The sequence below is a fragment of the Paenibacillus paridis genome, from assembly GCF_006345825.1.
GTDB lineage: Bacteria > Bacillota > Bacilli > Paenibacillales > Paenibacillaceae > Pristimantibacillus > Pristimantibacillus paridis.
On record NZ_VCIX01000084.1, the window covers coordinates 57,910 to 76,658 of the forward strand.

Genomic DNA, 18,749 nt, shown 5'->3' on the forward strand with positions numbered 1-18,749 from the left:
GGGGGAGAAAGCATGGATTGGGAAGCCCACATCGAAAGGTGGAGCCGAACTGCCGTTAGATTACTGGATATTAGACAGTATTGTGTGGAGAATGGAACGGTACCAGATCGCTATGTGGCGCAGGATAGCTTTTTTGTAGTTACTACCCATGGAGAGGCGAGGGTGAGCCTGTCGGGAGCGGCGTATCATACCCGTTCATTTCACATTTTGCACGGAGGAGCGGGATTGGAACTAGCTTTTATGCCGATGGGAAACGACTTCTCTTTCTATTTGATTCTGTATAAAGCCGAATGCGTCTTGCCAGAGGATCGGGAGAGCTTTCAAATGTCATATTCATTTACTCCTTATGCAATGCTGCCTTTGCAGGAAAAGTGTCAAGCGATGGATCGCCAGTGGAATCAAGCAACCCCGATAGACAAGCTGCAGGCACAGTCTGCCTTCCTTCCATTTGTGCATGAGATCATGCGACAATTGTTCACGTCAGCAACAGAAAACAGTAGACGGAACGTGGTCACTGAAGCCATTCACTATATACATGAGCATTACAGGAAGTCGATTACAGCCGAGGAATTAGCCGGATTTTACAACTGCAGCGCGAGCTATTTGTCTCGCTTGTTCAAAAACCAGATAGGGGTAGGCCCGATTGAATACCTTATTCATGTGCGAATCCACAAGTCAAAACAGCTCCTGCTGAGATCGGAGGCGCGTATTCAGGAAATAGCGAGCAGTGTGGGCTATGCGGATGTCTATTATTTCAGTCGCTTGTTCAAAAAGTATACCGGCTCCTCTCCGATTCAGTTCCGGGAGGACAATCGGCAGACTGTTCAGTATAATCCATTAAGACTGTTAAAATCGTCTATTGTATCTCCAAAGCTTGTTTCCCATAATGAGAATGAGAGTTATTATCAGTACAATGGGGAAGGGGACACATCGATGTTCAGATTTTCAAGACCAACGTTCGGAGCAATGATGCTTTTATGCACAGCTTTGCTTTTGAACGCATGCCAGGCAGGCAACAATACAGGGGCACCGGTATCCTCGCCTGCTCCAACAGAGCCCACTGCGGCAAACACAGCTGCAGAAACGCGTATTTACGAGCATTTGAAAGGCCAAACGGAAATTCCTGTGAAGCCTCAGCGTGTAGTTACCCTTTTTCATTTGGGAGAACTGCTGACGCTTGGCGTGAAGCCGGTAGGTGCAACTAGCTTTATTCTGAAAAATCCGCTGCTAAGCGATGTTTCTGATATTGTAGATGTTGGGGTTCCGCCTGATGCAGAGAAGATTCTGTCACTGGAGCCTGATCTCATTATTACAACAGGACCCTTTGCCGAGGTAGTTGAGGGCGGGTACGAAGCGCTAAGCAAAATCGCACCAACCATTATTGTGGAGCAATACAATGATCCAATCAAGGATGTTGAAATGTTTGGCGATATTCTTGGCAAGGAAGAGGAAGCGAAGCGGTGGAATGAGGCGTTTGCAACAAAAATAGCCGATTACAGGGAGAAGATTAGCCCGTTCATTGGGGCCGATGAAACCTTCTCGATTTTGAATGTGCGTCCCGATGCGCTTTATGTTTATGGTGATACCAACATGGGAGGCAATATTATCTACAAATATCTGGGTTTAAAGCCCACAGATAAAGTAGAGACTGACGTTATTAATGGAGAAACATGGGAGATATCTGCCGAGGTCATCCCTGATTTTATAGGTGATCGGTTATTCCTAGCTGTGAATAAAGGGTCAGAGGAAAAGCTGAAGGAAGTGGAAAAACTTATTCAGCATTCTCCAGCAGGAAAAGCGGGAAGGGTCTACAAAATTGATTTCGATCAATTTCTTCCCAGTGATCCGATTTCTGTAGAAAAGCAGTTGGATATTATCGTTAATATGTTGGTTGAAAGCAGTAGTTGAGAAGCGGCAATTTGACTCTGTTTCAATAAAAGTCGAATACGACATGGTTAGATGGAGCGGTTGGCAGGATTATTTATAGTAGTAAGCAAGCCCCAGACCGTCGTTAGGTCGGGGTTTTCTTTTTCGGACATAAAACTATGTATTAATAGATTCGTAGACCGGCCATCCATATCATCTTGTTCACTTCTTCTCACTAACTTACGATTGCGCTCTGTTCTTAAATGGGTTATTCTTCAATGAGCGCCCCATTTGTGCTGTGTAATTACATACTCTCGGTGATAGAATTGAGCAAGTGTGGGATTGATTAGGAGGAGTAGATTGGTATACATATGCTGTTTTTTGATAGGTTTGTTTCTTCCCGTTCCGGGAGCCTAGTCTTAAATCGGTAGGATTAAACGATAACTTCATAATACTTAGGTAATTGGTGCTGTGTGAACACAGCTTAAAATGGAAGATCAGTGCAAATCTGACGCGGTCCCGCCACTGTAATGCTGAGTATGCTAACGTGTTTCCACTGTATTGTATACGGGAAGGAGTTAGCCATACGATGAAGCAAAGCCAGGATACATGCCATTTGCTTTTTCTGCGACTTCACGAGGATGAAAGGAGAGATGTTTAACTGTGCATTTATTTGGGCATTGCTGTGTCCTTATGTCCGTTTGTCAAACACCTTTCACAATGACGAGTGAGAGGTGTTTTTTGTTTTGCCATAATAAAAAATAATAAAGGAGATGGATCAATTTGTTGCGAAAAACGAGGGAAAAATGTCTGGCATTAAGTTTAGCGCTACTCATGATTTTTTCATTGTTGAGCCCAATAGCTACCATGGCAGCGGGGGATGTTTCAGATGCTAAGGGCATAAAGGGGTATGCGACGGTATCTGTTGAGAAATTCACATTAGGACAAGGCTATATCATTGAGCCGGTTCGTGTTCCTTTCCACGAAGGAGACAATGTGGCAGCCGTTATTTCAGAGCTGTTGGGAGAAAACCATTACAGGCATAGCGGTAGTGTAGCTGATGGTTTCTATTTAGCTGCGATTCACGATCCGGGCGCCGGAGAAGTCAATATTCCCTCTTATATTTTGCAAGCCATTGGAGGAAAAGGGGAGATTGGTGACCGGACGAACGCGGATTGGTTAGGCGAATTTGATTACTCTAACCAATCAGGATGGATGTACGCGGTCAATAATAAATTTCCAAATGTGGGATCCTCGTCCACCTTTGTTGAAAATGGCGATGTTATCCGTTGGCAATTCACGGTCTACGGATTAGGGGCTGACTTAGAAAGTAGTGGCAATCTTATTAATCCGGCCAACAAGGACGCATTAACTGACAAAGTAGCAGAGATTAACAGCCGTGTCGATAAACTAGAAATTCTTGCCGACGATGCCATTCGAATCGCGTATGATAACGCTTATGATGCACTCACGGATATGGAAAGCAGCCAGACTGTTGTTGACGCTGTGCTGGAGGATTTGGTTGAAGCATTGGACGAAGGCCATGAGCTGAATACAGCTAAATTGGAAGCATCCATAAAAGATGCCGAATTAAACAAAGCATCCGTAAAGATTAGTAAAGACGGATCAGACATAATTACAACTGATTATTGGGTTGTCGAAGCAGAGCTTGACGCATTGGTCGAAGTAATTATATCAGCCCAACAGTTAGTTGCTGATTTGAATGCGACTCAAGAAGAAGTAGATGCAAAGACATTAGCACTCGATCAAGCTCAGGCTACCTTCAATGAAGCGAAAAAACCAGGTTTGTGGGAAGAAGTTAATCAGCCTGAATTTAATGTTACGTTTACGGTAGCGCCTAAAACAACTAAATTAGAGCTCTATAATGCTAAAGATCAGCTCGTGAATATTGGCGAGGGTGAAGAGGGCACTTATAAAATATATAAAGCATCTTTGCCTGCTGGCGTCTATAGCTACAAGGGGACTGACGCTAGCGGGAACAGTATTGGAGGAGGCAAGTTAAAGGTAACGACGGAGCCTGACCAGTCCTTTGGATTCCGTCAATTGAACCTTAAAGCAACCAATGCGGGATGGAACGCGGATGTAGATTATACGGTTCGGATCGGTCAGGACAGTCCTAGCGATACGTCTCTAACTTTGGGAACGAAGACGGCTGCCGGTCAATATCCAATCCTCGTTCTTGCGGGCAATACGTATTTTTACTCTTTTGAGCCAAGCAAAGCGCGCGAAGGTGAAGAATATATTGCACTTAGCAACAGCGTCACGGTTACGTTAGCCGCTCAAGCACAAGCGATTACAGGAGCCATTCCTTTATCGCGAATCATTACTTTTACAGTGCCTGAGGAAGCATCATTGTTCGTAGGCCGAAAAATCAAACATTTTGTTTCGTTTGAAAATGTTCAACCTCTGGAAACAAAAATTCAAGACGGTAAGCGAGTATCTAGCTACAAATTGATGAACAGCCAGGAATATAACTATCGGGTTAGCCAGACAGGCAAGCTGACGAACACAGGAACGTTCAGGGCGATTGAAGCGAATGAAGCAATGGAGATTACGGAACAACAATTAAATGTTCTCTCGCCGAATTCGATCTTAAACCGGGGAACTTATCTGGAAGGGAATATTTATCTCAATATTAATGAACAAAATCACTTAAAGCTGGCAGCGCCGGGCTCTGAATTCAAATTGTTAACTTTACGGAGCTGGCAGGCGTTAATTGAAGGTATCAGTAATTACTTCTTTGAACCTGATTTTCATTATGAAATTATTTCCGGTGAGGATGTCATCTCTATTGCAGAAGGAGAGCCGGGCAGCTATTCAACGATCCGTGCGAAAGCAAACGGTACAGCGATTGTTAAAGTAACTTATGATGCTCTTAAGGTGAATGGATCTGCATACATTGCAGCTGCAAACGATGCTTTTAGCGCAATTTGGCCGGAAAATGTCGGCTTGTTCGCTGTCACGGTAGGTCAAGGCAATACCGGTATTGTAACGGGTATCGAAAGCAACAAGGCACGCAATCAGAAGGCCAATGAGGGCAAGACAGGCAATCAAGTCATGAATCTTCAAAACGGTGCGTTCGATGCGGATATCGATAGCGTGTACTTCGTGGATACAGAGCCCGGAGCTACCTATACGTTTACCCCTACTGCAGACAGTGAAGTCAGTATTCTTCGGTCTGATATTAATCATGCAGCTGGAACCGTATCTTATGGAGACGGTACATTCTCAACAGAGAACGTAACAAAACATTCAGACGGATCGTTCAGTGTACTGCTGACGGAAGGCCGCAATATTGTCAAAGTGGAACGATCTGGAAAGGCCGAGTATCAGGTCATGACGGCAAGGCCGCTGAGCGTGACTATCGAAAATATAACTCATCCATCAGAAGAAGTTGGCCCGGGAGATCAAGTCAAGGTTATATTCCAAGGGCTATCGTTCCCAGCTAACAAGCTAGCGGGTATTTATAATTTCAATGCACAGCTAAACTTTTTTGCAGGATCGAATCGGACACTAATTACCAATGCTGCTAAACAATACAACATTACGACGCAAGGCAATAGTGTGGAGTTCAAGGTACCGCAGGATTTGGAAGGCGGTTATATTCTTAAAGACGGACATCTAAAGTTAGGCTTTTTCGGCAGTCCTATTGGAGATCATCGTAATATTAATCCGTTAGTAGGGGCTAATCCTAATTTCACGGCGTTGACTAGAGAAGGATACTATAGTATCTTTCCCAAGATTGTCATTGTTAAAGAGGCAGATAAGACTTTTCTGCAGCTTGCCGTGGATGATGCCAAGGAACAAGTCAAATCAGTCTCCGTGAGCACAGACGGAGTGGATGTTTATCCAAGCGAATATTGGGTGACAGAAGAAGTATACAGTCAGTCCATTCAGCTGATTGAATCAGCCCAGGCTTTAATAGCTGACGAAAACGCCAGCCAAAATAAAGTCGATGCGAAGGTGCTGGCGCTAGAACAAGCGCAAGATGTGTTTAATAATGCCAAGCAATCAGGATCGAAAAAAGAACCTGTAGAAGATATAAACGAACAGTTAAATAAGCATTTGTCTTATTTAGTTAAAACCGTAAGCAACCCTATATTCAATACGCTTGCTGGGGATTGGAGTGTTCTTTCTCTTGCACGCGCGAATTATGATGTTCCCGAAGACTATTTTGCAACCTACTACAGCAATGTAGTGAGTGAAGTCAGAAAGCAAATGCCTAAAGGAAAGCTGGATCCCAATAAAGGCACCGAGCATTCGAGGCTTATCTTAGGTCTTACGGCAATTGGCAAAGACATCTCTAATGTAGCCGGGTATGATATTGGCGCAGCGTTAGCGGACTTTGCTTACGTCACCAAACAAGGGATTAACGGGCCAATCTTTGCGCTGATTGCACTTGACAGCCATCAATATGATATCCCTGATCAAAATGGGGTTGCGAACCCGACGACGCGCGATAAGCTGATCAATTATATTGTGGATAAAGAAGTTGACGGTGGCGGGTGGTCCTTAAAGGGAGCTGCCGATCCGGATATGACGGCCATGGCGCTTCAAGCTTTAGCACCATATTACGATAAGAATGATGAGGTTAAAGGTGCCGTAGATCGTGCACTGCTATGGCTATCTTCTGTTCAAAACGAAGTTGGCGGTTATTTGAGCGGTGGCGCCGAAAACGTCCAAAGCGTCGCCCAAGTAATTGTCGCATTAACCAGCTTGGGTATTGATCCTCATACGGATGTGAGGTTTAATAAGAACCGCCATTCAGCAGTCGACAACTTGTTGACCTATGCGGCGCCGACAGGCGGGTTTGTTCATCCCAAAGGCGGCAGTGTAGACGGAATGGCAACGGACCAAGGCATTTATGCCCTAGTCGCGTATGCCCGTTTCCTAAATGAAGAAACTAGTCTGTATGATATGACAGATGTTGTGATTGAGAAAACGGAGCCGGGCGACACGGTTCAACTTCCCGACAGCGGGCAATCTATCGTCATACCAAACGATGGTAAAGATTACACGATACGTGTGGAGGAAGCGGATCAGGGCAAGCAGGTCTCTATTGAACTGCCTGATCGTGGGCAATCGAAAACTTTCATTAATCTGCCGGCTAATGCAGCTCTGCCGAATCTGTCGATTTGGAGAGGCGGCATCACTGTCGACTTCCCGCAAGGGATTGTTATGGATGAGGGTTCCAATCAAACGCTTGAACTAATCACGTCTAACAATAAAAAGGACGAGACGCTTAAGACGGGCTTGATCGGCCTGATCGAATCAAAGCAGCAATTAAATGACGTTCACGAATTTTTTACAATCGGCGGAAATGGATCGATTCACTTTAAGAATGGATTTGTTGCTATTACCTTTAAGGACATGAAGGGCAAAGAGGCAGCATTTATACAAAATAACCAGCTTTCCTCTATTCAAAAGTTTGCTACCAATCAAGAAGGATTAGCAAGCGGCAAGCACGAGTATGCGTATGAAGTTGGAAATGATCTTATTGTTAAAACGAATCACTTTACCGACTTCGTCGTCTATTCGCTCAAAGAAAAGGACGATAATGGAGGTGGCACTCCACCGGGCGACGGCGGCGGTGTTGGGCCAAACCCTGAAAAAGGAACGATTCAATTATCGATTGATAAGTTAACGATTAAAAAGGGTTTTGTGTTGTCGCCAACTACAGTTGAATTCACGCCGGGCGAATCGGTCTGGGAGGTTTTGAAAAGAGAGCTGGATAAACGCGGTATAGCGTATAAAAACTCATTTTCAGAAGAATTCAATAGTATCTACATTGAATCCATTGCAGGCGATGGAGAGTTTGATCACGGCGAGCTCAGCGGTTGGATGTATAACGTGAATGGAACATACCCTAATTATGGAGCAAGTCTATATAAGCTAAAACAGGGTGATAGTGTCCAATGGCGCTATACGACCAATATGGGCGAAGATTTTATCAAATTTCCTTTAATTGTAGACGAAGACATGGAAGGAACAGATGAACCTAACAAAGAAGAAAAGACGTTGGCAGACTTCTATACAGATAGCGCAAATATCTCTTCTTGGGCTAAAGATCTTATTTTGGAAGCAACAAAAAAAGGGTTTGTTCAAGGAAATAATGGGAAGTTGAATCCGAAAAACAAAATCACTAGGGCTGAATTTGCCAAGTTGATCGTGGAAGTCTTTAACGTTCAAGCAAACGGCGAGGCAGCGGGTCTTTTCCGTGATGTTCGGACAACGGACTGGTTTTATTCCTACATCAACGCCGCATATGCTGCAGGAATTGTGAAAGGGTACGGGGATCAGTTCCTTCCAAATGAAACCATTACAAGAGAAGAAATGGCGGTAATGATTGCAAGAGCAATGAAACGGGAGCCGCTTCAATCAAATGTTTCCTATCAAGACCGTGACCAAATTGCGTCATGGGCGCAGGGGCATGTTGCTGACCTTTCATCGTTAAAAATTATGGAGGGTTATGCAGATCAATTTAATCCAAAAGGTACAGCAACCAGAGAAATGGCTGTCGTTGTTGCAATGAGGGCGTATCAATACAGCGAGAGTCAAGTAGTGAAGTAAGTATTGAAAAAGATGCTTCAGATGAAGCTGACGAGTATCCAATGGTGGTGAATTGTGGTTTTGCAAACCACGTTTTGCCTCCACCATGTAAACCCCGACCAAAAGTGGTCGGGGTTTTTACTTATTTTTACATGTTAGTCATGGACATCATTTCAAGCTACCCCAATTACAATGCCCTCATCCGATTATTTCTTGGATGGTGTTCGACTTCGGCAAGTCCTAGTTCCTCCATTAAAGGCGGGATATACATGCCAAATCTTCCGCGAAGCCCTTTTTTCAAACCATACCAACCGCCTACGGGGTTTTCAGAAGAACGCCCCCATGCTTCTACCGTACCTTCTTTCGCTGGCTTTTGCTCATCTGCGCTGCCTAGCTCTATCCAATCTCCGTGCTGCTTGAGCATAGCATGTAAGTCGTCAATGCACTGATAGTCATAATGCAAAATCGTTTTGCCTACTGTGCAGACGATAATAGGCTTGCCGTCTTTCTCTCCCTTATACATCTCATATTCGGAGGTTTGAGGAGGAGTTTTTAACTTCCAAGGGTCTTCTTTGGTTCCTTTTGCTGTCGCCATAGCCATAACTCCTTTGATTTTGAATTGCATCTCTACTCATATTTACATTAACACACTAGGCTGATAAAATGGGGTGCTTGGCACAGACGCTTATTTAATGCACTACTACATGAAGTGGGGAGAATCCAAGATGAACAGCATTGAATCCCTGAAAGCTGTGGTTGCAATGATTCCAATCTTAAAGGCGGCAGTTCCTGCTGAATTATCGATTGCTATTTGTGATACAGAGAAATTTATAGCCTATTGGCCGGGCGAAAATATTGATTTGCATATACGTGTCGGTCAACAACTGCACCCTGAGGAACCGTTAACGCAGGCGATTCGAAGCAATGTAGCGCTAAGAGCGGAAGTCCCTGCCGCATTTTATGGCTTCGAGTTTACAGGTACGGCTACACCGCTCCACGATTTCGATGGCGCTGTGATTGGCGGCATAGCCGTTCAGCTTCGAAAACAAAGCGAGCTACTAGCCATTGCCGATCAAATGTCGGTTTCATTAACACAAGCGAATAATCAGCTGTCGCAGGTGACAGAAGGATCGGTCGTACTGGCGGAGTCTGCTCAGCAGCTTCTTGCCCTCGCCCATAGGACGGTCAAACAGGTGAATGAAACGGATAAAGTGGTCTCTATGGTCAGAAGAGTAGCGGATCAGACAAACTTATTAGGCATTAATGCGGCAATTGAAGCGGCTCATGCAGGGGACCGGGGAAGAGGGTTTGGCATTGTAGCCAATGAAATAAGGAAATTATCCAATGAAACAGTGTCCTCTACGCAAACGATTCAGCATACGCTGAAAACCTTCGAAGAAGCGATAAGCGGAATGCGCATATCCATTGAACAAATGACGGGAATCGTTGAGCAGCAGGCGACATCGTCAAGGCAGATTTTGGACTTCATCGAAGACGTTCATCGGATGTCGGAGCAGCTTAATCAATTGGCAAAGCGATTATAATCTTATTCTTGAGGCAATACGACGAAGAACCCGACCGGAATAGGTCGGGTTTTTTGGCTAAATGAAGCTGTTTTCCACATGACATGAACTGCTTACAATTCGGTCATGTAGGCGAACGTAAATCAAAGCTTAATTTAGTGTTTGCAATGCTTCCGATGTAAAAGGAATCAGCTCGTCTGCTCGGCCGTCCCGAATTTTGGCTGCCCAAGCGGGATCAACCAATAGTGCGCGGCCGATAGCCACCATATCGAACTCTTCACGCTCAAGTTTTTGGATCAATCCGTCAATTCCGACGTTAGCGGCTCCTTTTCCTTCGGTGAAAAGGCTCATGAAGTCGCCATCAAGGCCAACAGATCCCACGGTAATCGTTGGTTTGCCTGTAAGCTTTTTGGTCCACCCGGCAAAATTGAGGTCAGAGCCCTCAAATTCAGGCTCCCAGAAACGGCGAGTAGAACAATGGAATATGTCTACGCCGGCCTCGACAAGTGGGGCTAACAATTGCTCCAGCAATTCCGGTGTTTCAGCCAATTTTGCCGTATATTCAGTCGACTTCCATTGCGATAAACGCAGTACGATGGGGAATTCTGCTCCGACTGCCTGACGGCAAGCCTTGATAACCTCTACGGCAAAGGTTGTGCGTGCCAGCATGTCCCCGCCATAACGGTCCGTGCGCGGATTCGTTTTTTCCCAAAGGAATTGGTCAATTAAGTATCCGTGTGCACCGTGCAGCTCAATGCCATCGAACCCAATCCGCTTGGCTTCCAAGGCTGAATGTGCGAAAGCTTGGATGATATCAGCGATTTCTGCTTCCGTATAATCGCCAACATGACCGCGTGCGCCCATATGCCAAATTTGCGGAATAATCTTTCCTCCTGCTTCATGCACCTCAGACACTACATTTGCCCAGCCATTTAAGGCTGCTTCGCCGTAAACATGCGGAATGTTGGGCTGATTGGATGCATCCGGGTGATTGACAATGGTTCCTTCAGTCACAATCAGTCCTACACCGTTCTCTGCTCTATGACGATAATAGGACGCTACATTTGCGCCAGGTACGCCTTCAGGCGAAAATTGACGGGTCATGGGTGCCATGACGATCCGATTAGCTAATTCTAAATTTCCTAATTTAAACGGTTTAAACAGTGGTTCTACAGATTGAGTATAGTTCATAGTAGCCTCCAACATTGTATTTTTAATGGTTATTGATTTATTCTTGACTGAATGGTCAAAATCTTGGCAAAAAAAATCAAGGCAATATCATGGCAAAAGATGTACGCAAGACCGCCTCGATCTGTTCCCGAGCTGCGCCTGATTTCTCTAAAATTCTAGCGCCTGAAATAGCGTTGTTCAGATAAGCTGCAAGCTCTTTGCTGGAAAAACGGGAGGTGATCAACTGTTGCTGCTGACCGCTGCTGATGATTTTCTCTAGGACCTGCTCGGCTTCGACGAACATGAGCTCGATTTCGCGAGTGACCTGCTCATCTTCTTTGCCGAACTCCAGAGATGAATTCACCATTAAGCATCCTCGGCAAAAGGCTTCATCGTTTAGAAGAGAGCTGCGTAATGAGTCGAGCTTCTCCAGTGGAGAAATATTTTGCACTTCCAGTTCTTTCAGTAACGCGATGCTCTGTTCACGATAGTGTGCTAAAGCCTTTAGGAACAAGGTTCGTTTGTCGTTAAAGACACAGTACAAGCTTTGCTTCTTCACCCCCGTCATGAGGGTTAGATCCTCATAGGAGGTAGACTTATACCCTTTGGACCAAAACACTTCCATAGACTGGTGCAAAACACGATCGACATCAAATTCTCTTGGTCTGCTCATGGGATAACCTTATCACGTTCTTGACTGTGTAGTCAAGAACGAGAAAGGATACTTTAAGTTATGTGACTTTAGGCTGTTGCTCTTTTTTCTTTTTTCATTATGACGAGTCTCCAGCCAGTCAGCATAGCACATACTAAGCAAATGGCCGATGATGTCATGAATACGAGATGCATCCCTGAAAGGAAAATAGCGGGTTGGCCTGGAATCAAGTCGGTTACTCGGTATCCGGCCTTGCTGCTCATTTCGTGAAACAAGATGGTAGTGGCAAGGGTGATGCCAACGACCATGCCCACATTGCGGACCAGTGAGTTGACGCTGCCGGCGGAGCCAAGCTGTGTGCGTGGAACCTTGGACATGATTAGGGAATTGTTTGGCGGCTGAAACAAGCCGCTGCCGATGCCAAGCATAGCGATCCAAACGCCCACCAGCACCACAGAGCTGCCGTCATGCAGACGGGCTAGCCCAAATTGGGCAATGACCATCACGATTAGCCCCGCGAAGGTAAGGGCCTCAGAGCCGATTTTATCCGATAATGCCCCGCTAAGAGGAGAGATGACGACCATGCAGATCGGGAATAACATAAGTAGAAAACCCGCATAGAACGGGGATAGCTCCAGCATATTCTGCGCATAGAAAGGTGCAATAATGTTAAAGCAGAAGTTAGCTACAAACACAAGAAAGCCGCAAAGAATACTGAGTGAGAATAGAGAATTTTTGAACAGCGAAAGCTGCAATAGCGGGTGAGATATACGCTTTTCTACTCCTATAAAAGCGATGAAAGCAGCACCGGCGACGATGAGGGATAAAATAATTAAACTGTTTCCGTACCCCAATTGTTGACCAAGCAGCAGTCCAGCGAACAGGGCGATAATAAACACGGCGAATAGAAGGCTGCCAGGGATATCAATTTTGGATTTTACTTTCATAAAATCTGCAGGAAGGACCTTCCACCCAAGGACGATGGCAATCAGCCCAATCGGAACATTCACCCAGAAAATATATTCCCAGCCTAATGTTGATACAATAATGCCGCCCAAGCTAGGTCCGGCAATACTGCCTAATGATACGAAGGTGCCGATTAGCCCAATCGCTTTGCCCCTCTCTGTTGATGGGAAAATATCGGTGACAATGCCTTGGCTGTTGGCCATGGTCATCGAGGCTCCGATCGCCTGTATGATTCGCGAAGCGATGAGGAAGGGAAGGGATGCACTAATACCGCAAAGCAGGGATCCGAATATAAACACCACCATGCCAATTTTGAAAACTTTTATTTTTCCAGCGATATCGCCAAGCTTTCCGAAGAACAGTATGGCTGAGCAAATCGACATTAAATAGATGGTCGTCACCCACTCTACTTGCGCTAGCGGAAGATGAAGCTCCTTGACAAGCACAGGCAAAGCAATATTGACAATACTGCCATCCAGTGTGGCCATAAAAGTGAATAAATTTAATACGATCAGGATCATCCAGCGTTTTTTCTGGATCGCCTCATCCTCTTGATAGGTTGCACCAATTGCACTCATACCTAGCACCTCATGCCTCTTTTTTGATATATAGTTGCAAACGCAACCAAATAATACACCCAGTGTACTACAATGTAGTTGCGCGCGCAACCAATTTCATGTAGTGTTTGAGGAAAGGTTTGTTACCCGGCAGACATTAATTAAAGAGGTGTGCTTAATGAAATCGAACCATGAACCGATCGGCAAGCTGATCTCTCAGCTTCATCGCCAAAATCAAAAAAAGCTCGCGAGTGAGCTTCTGCCGTACGGTATCGGCAGTGGCGGGCAGCCCAGCTTTCTTAAGCTAATTCTAAAACAACCTGGCATTACACAGGATCAAATGACCAATGAATTGAAATTTGATAAGGCAACAACTGCCCGCTCAGTAAAGCAGCTTGAGGAGTCCGGTTATATCGAGCGGAGAATTGATCCTAAGGACCGCCGCTCATCTCTGCTTTATCCGACATCGAAGGCCATGGAGTTCGCTCCGGTGCTCCAAGCGATTCTTGCGGAAATCAATAACACCCTTGCCGAAGGATTAACAGCAGAAGAGGTAGAACTATTGATTACTTTGCTCCAAAAGATCAATAAGAATTCTAAAAAGTTATGAAGGCAGCCTGATCTTCCCCTGTTGTAGATTCATGTTTGGCTAATGCACGGAGTTGCTGTCGAATTGTTGCTATCGTATTCTGATTTTCGTGGGATTCTAAATGAATCTGGTTATACTCAATGTAAATGAGTTGATGGCTGCGAGGGGGAAAGGCGATGGATGCAGAATTATTCGATATGATTTACGATTCTATTGCGAACAAACAATCAACCTATGACGGTGTATACTATACCGGTGTAAAGACGACAAAAATTGTATGCCGTCCTTCATGCAGGGCTCGTACACCCAAACGCGAAAATATTACGTTATATCCTAATTTAAAGTCTGCCTTGCGCGACGGATTCAGACCCTGCAAGCGCTGCAAACCTGATACTCCGGGTTCATTAAATCCAGATGCCATGCTTGCTGCGCAAGTGGATGCTATGATTACAACAAATTATAAATCAGCGTTAACCTTATCCTTACTGGCAAATCAGCTGGCCATTAGCCCTTATCATTTGCAGCGTACCTATAAGCGCGTTACGAATCGCACGCCAATGGAGCAGCTTCATCAAGTGAGGCTTAAGAAAGCCAAACTACTTTTGGCCAATAGAGAGCTGAGCATACATGGAGTAGCTTTATCTGTTGGTTATAAAACCGCTTCGCATTTTGCGGTTTGGTTTCGCGAGCAAACGGAGCTAACCCCAACGGCTTACAGAGAGGGTTTAAACGGAAAGGACGACAGCGATGAGAAATGAGCTAATGTGGACAAGAGTTGAATTCAATCAGAGTAGTTGGTTGCTGCTTGCAACGGAAAAAGGCTTATGCCGAATCATATTTCCGCATGAGGGATTGGAGCATTTCAAAAGCTGGATGGCCCGGATTATTCCTAACGGAGAGCTGAAGGAAGAGCATGAAGCCATTAAGCGTACAGGGATAATAGAGTGGCTTGAGAGCTATTTTGCAGGCCAGAAGTTATCCATTGCAGGCGTTAAGCTTGATTTAATCGGGACTGAATTCCAGCAGGAAGTATGGAGAGAGCTTGGAAACATCCCTTATGGCGAAACAAGATCCTATGGAGAAATCGCGAAGGCAATCAACAGGCCGCAGGCAGTACGTGCGGTGGGTGCAGCTAATGGAGCGAATCCAATTCCCATCGTATTGCCTTGTCATAGAGTAATTGGAGCCAATCGGAAGCTAACGGGCTTTAGAGGCGGGCTAGAGATGAAGAAAAAATTGCTTACTATTGAGGGTATAACCAATGTTGAGGATGGCGGTCATGAACGATTCTTATTTTAAATGAGAAAGAGCACCTAAACCAGGTGCTCTTTTTTGCATTTTATTTTATTAAAGAATCATATATTTCTTCAAGGTAAGCGACCGATACATGCTCTGCTTCTTCTTTTAATAGGAGGGCCTCAGAAGCTTGCCGAAGTCGTCGATAGAGGCTGATCGTACTTTTTAACGCATGATAGCAGCTTTCGGAGCTGTGTGCAGGGATCGTCTTTTTTAGGTCCTCTAATTCATTAATGGCATACTGCTCCAGTTTTCTAACGCCTCTAGGAAGTTGACCATTTTGTATCAAAACCAAAGGACCGAGCACGGCACTTCGAATATAAGTAATATGGTCGATCAATTCAAACCATTCGCCTCTCCCCAGCTTCGTTGCACCGTAATGGACCCAGACCCAGAAGCGGTCCTCTATCCATTGGGCATCGGGGTATGGATGTGAAGGGAAGGTTTTTTCGAAAATTCGGCTGATTACCTGATCTTGTTCCCATAGTATAAGAGGATTTTCAATCCGAGCATTGAGCTCTTCCAAGGTAATGAATTTTAAATCGACATGCAGCGGGTCTGGTCCATATAAGCATATAACAACACGAGGTTCACCAACGTGCTCACCTGTAAATCCAGAAAGCAATGTGCCTAATCCTTCGGCAATGGCCAGCCGTTCATTCATGATCTGATCTTGATAGGCAGATTCGTATACGATGATCAGGTCTAAATCGCTATACGCGTCCATGGTATTCGTCATCATGGAACCGCCGGCTAGAAGCCCGCGAACTCGCCGATCTTGGCTTAGCTTTTCCTTGGCTTGGTGAATGAATTGTTCATGAATAGGCAGCAGCATATAAAGCACCCCTTATGATATGACCCAAAATGGGTATTACGCCAACTTATCATCTCCATTGGTCTTTGTCAATTCTAACTGGAGCTCTGCTCGGATGAGAAATTCAACTGAAATCAGAAAGATTTAGGGGCTTGTTCGGTTATTCTCTGATGAAATTAAGCATAAAGAGAGTTATATCTTCCTTTTTGCCATAAGGACTGTATGAGCTCAGCGTTTCTTGAAGAAGCCAATTCGGAGTAAGTTACTGTAATAGTAGGGGAAGTGTGTACGTTGGATAACGGGAAATTTATGAAGCTGTTTGGGCTTGTTGGCGGAGCTGCAGTTCTGAATATTATCGTATTGTCGCCTGGGCTACTAGGTGTGGAAATAGGAGGTGAAAGCATACTTGAAACGGCTTCGGGCGTAACGTTATTGGTTGTGAGCTTTCTTGTTGCGCTTTACGGGAGTTATGGTTTGCTCTTTAAGCCTCCTGCCGTGCTGCCTGTAAAAAACATGACGACTCGTGAGGATTATATTGCTGCGCTTCACCAGTACCGAAATGCCAAGGATCTAAAAAAGGATATAACCCTTGCTTTGGATCAGTTGGAAAGGATCGTGAAAAAGAAGAGTGCTTTGATAGAGGTTCTTGGACAGCGATTCGATCAAAAGGAGATTAGTTATAAAAAGTTCGATTCGGTCATTTATGAGGTGGAGAAGCTGTTCTACCTCAATATTCGGGGCATTCTTAACAAGCTCAGAGTATTCGATGCCTCCGGCTATTCCGCTTTTGCAGGGCAGCAGCAATCGGCGAGGCTCTCTGACAAACTAATACGAGAAAAAACGATTTTATACAAGGAGTACTTATCTTACGTGACGGGATACCTAAGTGCGAATGAAGAAATTTTGCTTAAGCTGGATAAGTTATTGTTGGAAATTTCACTGTTAAACAGTACCGATTATAGAGATATCGAGGAAATGCCCTGCGTGAAGGAAATTGATTTATTAATTAAGCAGACCAAATTATATAAGCATGGAGAGGAAGACGGATATGGCAGGTAAAGGGAAAGCTTTTGTCGTGTTAGTGGCTATTGCATTGTCTGTTTTTTTGCTTGTTTATTTGGGCATCAGCTTAACGTCTAATCTAGGGAAAACAAAGACGCAGATTACTACGGAAGACGCGACGAAAAAGCTTGATAAATTATATAAAGATGTATCGGTGAGAACCATGGAGCCTATCAAAGGCCAAATCGATCTCGATCCAGCGGCAGTCGGCGACTCGTTGCCCGATATATCCAAGTTTCCCGTTTCGGTATCGAATACTACGGACAGCTATGTAGAAATCTTTTCTTCCACGGAGAAATCCGGAACGGGTATTGATGGCTGGTTAAATGAAGTAGCTGCCGAATTCAATAGCGCCAATATCACGGTGGATGGGCAGTCGGTTTCGGTTATGATTCGGAATATTGCATCGGGTACTGCTGCCGATTATATCCGATCAGGCAAATATATGCCGGACGCGTTCACTCCATCGAACGAGCTGTGGGGAGAAATGGTGAAGGCCGAGGGCATTCCTACTCAGCTGATCTCAGATCGACTCGTCGGCAATGTAGCCGGTATTGTAGCAACCAAAGCAAAGTATGACGAGCTGGTAGATAAATACGGTTCCCTGAATATCAAGACCGTAACGGATGCTATTGCCGACAACGAGCTGGCGATGGGGTATACAGATCCATTTGCCAGTTCTACGGGACTAAACTTTCTGGTGACCGCTCTCGGAACCTTTGACAGCAATGATTTGCTTGGGGAGAAAGCGGTGCAGGGCTTTGAGAAGTTCCAGGCGAACGTTCCGTTTATTGCTTCAACTACGCTGCAAATGCGCGAGGCAGCCAAGACCGGCATGCTGGATGCTTTTGTCCTAGAGTATCAAACCTTCGTGAATGCAACGGATTTTAAAGCAGGTTACGTGTTCACTCCTTTTGGCGTGAGACATGATAGTCCGCTTTATGCTTTGGGAGACTTGCCAAAGGCTAAACTCGATATTATTCAGAAGTTCGCCGATTTTGTGGAGCAAGAGAAATATCAGAAATTAGCCGAGGAGAAAGGTTTTAATGGCCTGCAGGATTACCAATCCGAGCTTGCAGCCGTGGATGGCAGTATCTTGTCCGCTGCGCAGAAGCTGTGGAAGGAGAAAAAGGATGGCAGCAAACCGATTGCGGCAGTGTTTGTAGCTGACGTATCGGGGAGCATGGGCGGTGAACCTTTAAATCGGTTGAAGGAATCGCTGCTGAAGGGTCAAAAGTTTTTGGGCCGGGACAATAGCATTGGCTTCGTTTCTTATTCCAGTGATGTTGCCATCAATCTTCCGATCGGGAAGTACGACACGAATCAGCAGTCGATGTTCGTTGGAGCGATTAACAGCCTTCAGGCCAGTGGGGGGACAGCTACTTTCGACGGGATTGTGGTGGCGATGAAAATGCTCCAGGATGAGATTGCTCTGAATCCCGATGTGAAGCCGCTGATCTTTGTTCTGAGCGATGGAGAGACGAATGAAGGCCATTCGCTTAAGGATATTAGAGGATTAATTGAAACGTACAAAATTCCGGTCTACACGATAGGTTATAATGCGAACATTAAGGCACTTCAAAGTATTTCGAGCATTAATGAGGCGGCCAGTATTAATGCGGATACCGAGGATGTTGTTTATAAGATCGGCAATTTACTTAACGTTCAAATGTAAAGATAAACA

13 protein-coding genes and 1 riboswitch are annotated in these 18,749 nt (G+C 45.0%); of the genes, 8 read left to right on the forward strand and 5 right to left on the reverse strand.

Annotation, left to right across the window (positions count from 1 at the left end):
• Nucleotides 1-12: 12 nt before the first annotated feature.
• Both FJQ58_RS13070 and FJQ58_RS13075 read left to right on the forward strand, forming a co-directional pair.
• Nucleotides 13-1,908: an AraC family transcriptional regulator gene (locus tag FJQ58_RS13070; RefSeq protein WP_139994050.1), complete on the forward strand. Its 1,896-nt coding sequence runs from the start codon at nucleotides 13-15 to the stop codon at nucleotides 1,906-1,908.
• 405 nt (nucleotides 1,909-2,313) lie between these two features.
• A riboswitch (cobalamin riboswitch) is annotated at nucleotides 2,314-2,497 on the forward strand.
• Nucleotides 2,498-2,649: 152 nt separating this feature from the next.
• On the forward strand, nucleotides 2,650-8,457 hold the full coding sequence (locus FJQ58_RS13075) for an S-layer homology domain-containing protein (RefSeq protein ID WP_139994052.1): 5,808 nt from the start codon (nucleotides 2,650-2,652) through the stop codon (nucleotides 8,455-8,457).
• 166 nt (nucleotides 8,458-8,623) lie between these two features.
• Here the strand turns inward: FJQ58_RS13075 and FJQ58_RS13080 are convergent, their stop codons facing one another.
• Nucleotides 8,624-9,031 (reverse strand): DUF6855 family protein, encoded by a 408-nt coding sequence (locus tag FJQ58_RS13080; protein ID WP_139994054.1) that lies wholly within the window; start codon nucleotides 9,029-9,031, stop codon nucleotides 8,624-8,626.
• Nucleotides 9,032-9,161: 130 nt separating this feature from the next.
• On the opposite strand from FJQ58_RS13080, the gene FJQ58_RS13085 reads away from it, so the two are divergent.
• A complete protein-coding gene (locus tag FJQ58_RS13085; RefSeq protein ID WP_139994056.1) occupies nucleotides 9,162-9,980 on the forward strand; it encodes a methyl-accepting chemotaxis protein in 819 nt (272 codons plus the stop codon).
• Nucleotides 9,981-10,109: 129 nt separating this feature from the next.
• On the opposite strand, the gene FJQ58_RS13090 is transcribed toward FJQ58_RS13085, so the two are convergent.
• From FJQ58_RS13090 to FJQ58_RS13100, 3 genes are all read right to left on the reverse strand, one after another.
• Nucleotides 10,110-11,150, reverse strand: a complete 1,041-nt coding sequence (locus tag FJQ58_RS13090) for an NADH:flavin oxidoreductase (RefSeq protein WP_139994058.1) — start codon at nucleotides 11,148-11,150, stop codon at nucleotides 10,110-10,112.
• Nucleotides 11,151-11,226: 76 nt separating this feature from the next.
• The gene (locus FJQ58_RS13095; RefSeq protein ID WP_139994060.1) at nucleotides 11,227-11,802 is read right to left on the reverse strand and encodes a TetR/AcrR family transcriptional regulator; all 576 of its coding nucleotides are present in this window, start codon (nucleotides 11,800-11,802) and stop codon (nucleotides 11,227-11,229) included.
• 68 nt (nucleotides 11,803-11,870) lie between these two features.
• The gene (locus tag FJQ58_RS13100; RefSeq protein ID WP_139994062.1) at nucleotides 11,871-13,325 is read right to left on the reverse strand and encodes an MFS transporter; all 1,455 of its coding nucleotides are present in this window, start codon (nucleotides 13,323-13,325) and stop codon (nucleotides 11,871-11,873) included.
• A gap of 157 nt (nucleotides 13,326-13,482) precedes the next feature.
• On the opposite strand from FJQ58_RS13100, the gene FJQ58_RS13105 reads away from it, so the two are divergent.
• The 3 genes from FJQ58_RS13105 (at nucleotide 13,483) to FJQ58_RS33195 (ending at nucleotide 15,192) form a co-directional block, all read left to right on the forward strand.
• Nucleotides 13,483-13,914, forward strand: a complete 432-nt coding sequence (locus FJQ58_RS13105) for a MarR family winged helix-turn-helix transcriptional regulator (RefSeq protein ID WP_139994064.1) — start codon at nucleotides 13,483-13,485, stop codon at nucleotides 13,912-13,914.
• 155 nt (nucleotides 13,915-14,069) lie between these two features.
• A complete protein-coding gene (locus FJQ58_RS13110; protein ID WP_139994066.1) occupies nucleotides 14,070-14,651 on the forward strand; it encodes a bifunctional transcriptional activator/DNA repair enzyme AdaA in 582 nt (193 codons plus the stop codon).
• Complete coding sequence (locus tag FJQ58_RS33195; RefSeq protein WP_139994068.1) at nucleotides 14,641-15,192, forward strand: methylated-DNA--[protein]-cysteine S-methyltransferase; 552 nt, start codon at nucleotides 14,641-14,643, stop codon at nucleotides 15,190-15,192. The genes FJQ58_RS13110 and FJQ58_RS33195 overlap by 11 nt, the downstream gene beginning before the upstream one ends.
• 40 nt (nucleotides 15,193-15,232) lie before the next feature.
• Here the strand turns inward: FJQ58_RS33195 and FJQ58_RS13120 are convergent, their stop codons facing one another.
• The gene (locus FJQ58_RS13120; RefSeq protein WP_139994069.1) at nucleotides 15,233-16,024 is read right to left on the reverse strand and encodes a nucleotidyltransferase domain-containing protein; all 792 of its coding nucleotides are present in this window, start codon (nucleotides 16,022-16,024) and stop codon (nucleotides 15,233-15,235) included.
• Between the two features lie 270 nt (nucleotides 16,025-16,294).
• Between FJQ58_RS13120 and FJQ58_RS13125 the strand changes: the two genes are divergently transcribed.
• Complete coding sequence (locus FJQ58_RS13125) at nucleotides 16,295-17,062, forward strand: hypothetical protein (RefSeq protein WP_238404027.1); 768 nt, start codon at nucleotides 16,295-16,297, stop codon at nucleotides 17,060-17,062.
• Nucleotides 17,052-18,740 (forward strand): vWA domain-containing protein, encoded by a 1,689-nt coding sequence (locus FJQ58_RS13130; protein ID WP_139994071.1) that lies wholly within the window; start codon nucleotides 17,052-17,054, stop codon nucleotides 18,738-18,740. Before FJQ58_RS13125 ends, FJQ58_RS13130 begins: the two co-directional genes overlap by 11 nt.
• Nucleotides 18,741-18,749 lie beyond the last annotated feature (9 nt).

Bases quoted from the DNA above. Each gene is read 5' to 3' on its own strand.
- FJQ58_RS13095 (WP_139994060.1), bottom strand. From the start codon at position 11,802: ATGAGCAGACCAAGAGAATTTGATGTCGATCGTGTTTTGCACCAGTCT.
- FJQ58_RS13100 (WP_139994062.1), bottom strand. From the start codon at position 13,325: ATGAGTGCAATTGGTGCAACCTATCAAGAGGATGAGGCGATCCAGAAA.
- FJQ58_RS13120 (WP_139994069.1), bottom strand. From the start codon at position 16,024: ATGCTGCTGCCTATTCATGAACAATTCATTCACCAAGCCAAGGAAAAG.
- FJQ58_RS13085 (WP_139994056.1), top strand. From the start codon at position 9,162: ATGAACAGCATTGAATCCCTGAAAGCTGTGGTTGCAATGATTCCAATC.
- FJQ58_RS33195 (WP_139994068.1), top strand. From the start codon at position 14,641: ATGAGAAATGAGCTAATGTGGACAAGAGTTGAATTCAATCAGAGTAGT.
- FJQ58_RS13110 (WP_139994066.1), top strand. From the start codon at position 14,070: ATGGATGCAGAATTATTCGATATGATTTACGATTCTATTGCGAACAAA.
- FJQ58_RS13070 (WP_139994050.1), top strand. From the start codon at position 13: ATGGATTGGGAAGCCCACATCGAAAGGTGGAGCCGAACTGCCGTTAGA.
- FJQ58_RS13105 (WP_139994064.1), top strand. From the start codon at position 13,483: ATGAAATCGAACCATGAACCGATCGGCAAGCTGATCTCTCAGCTTCAT.
- FJQ58_RS13090 (WP_139994058.1), bottom strand. From the start codon at position 11,150: ATGAACTATACTCAATCTGTAGAACCACTGTTTAAACCGTTTAAATTA.
- FJQ58_RS13080 (WP_139994054.1), bottom strand. From the start codon at position 9,031: ATGGCGACAGCAAAAGGAACCAAAGAAGACCCTTGGAAGTTAAAAACT.
- FJQ58_RS13130 (WP_139994071.1), top strand. From the start codon at position 17,052: ATGGCAGGTAAAGGGAAAGCTTTTGTCGTGTTAGTGGCTATTGCATTG.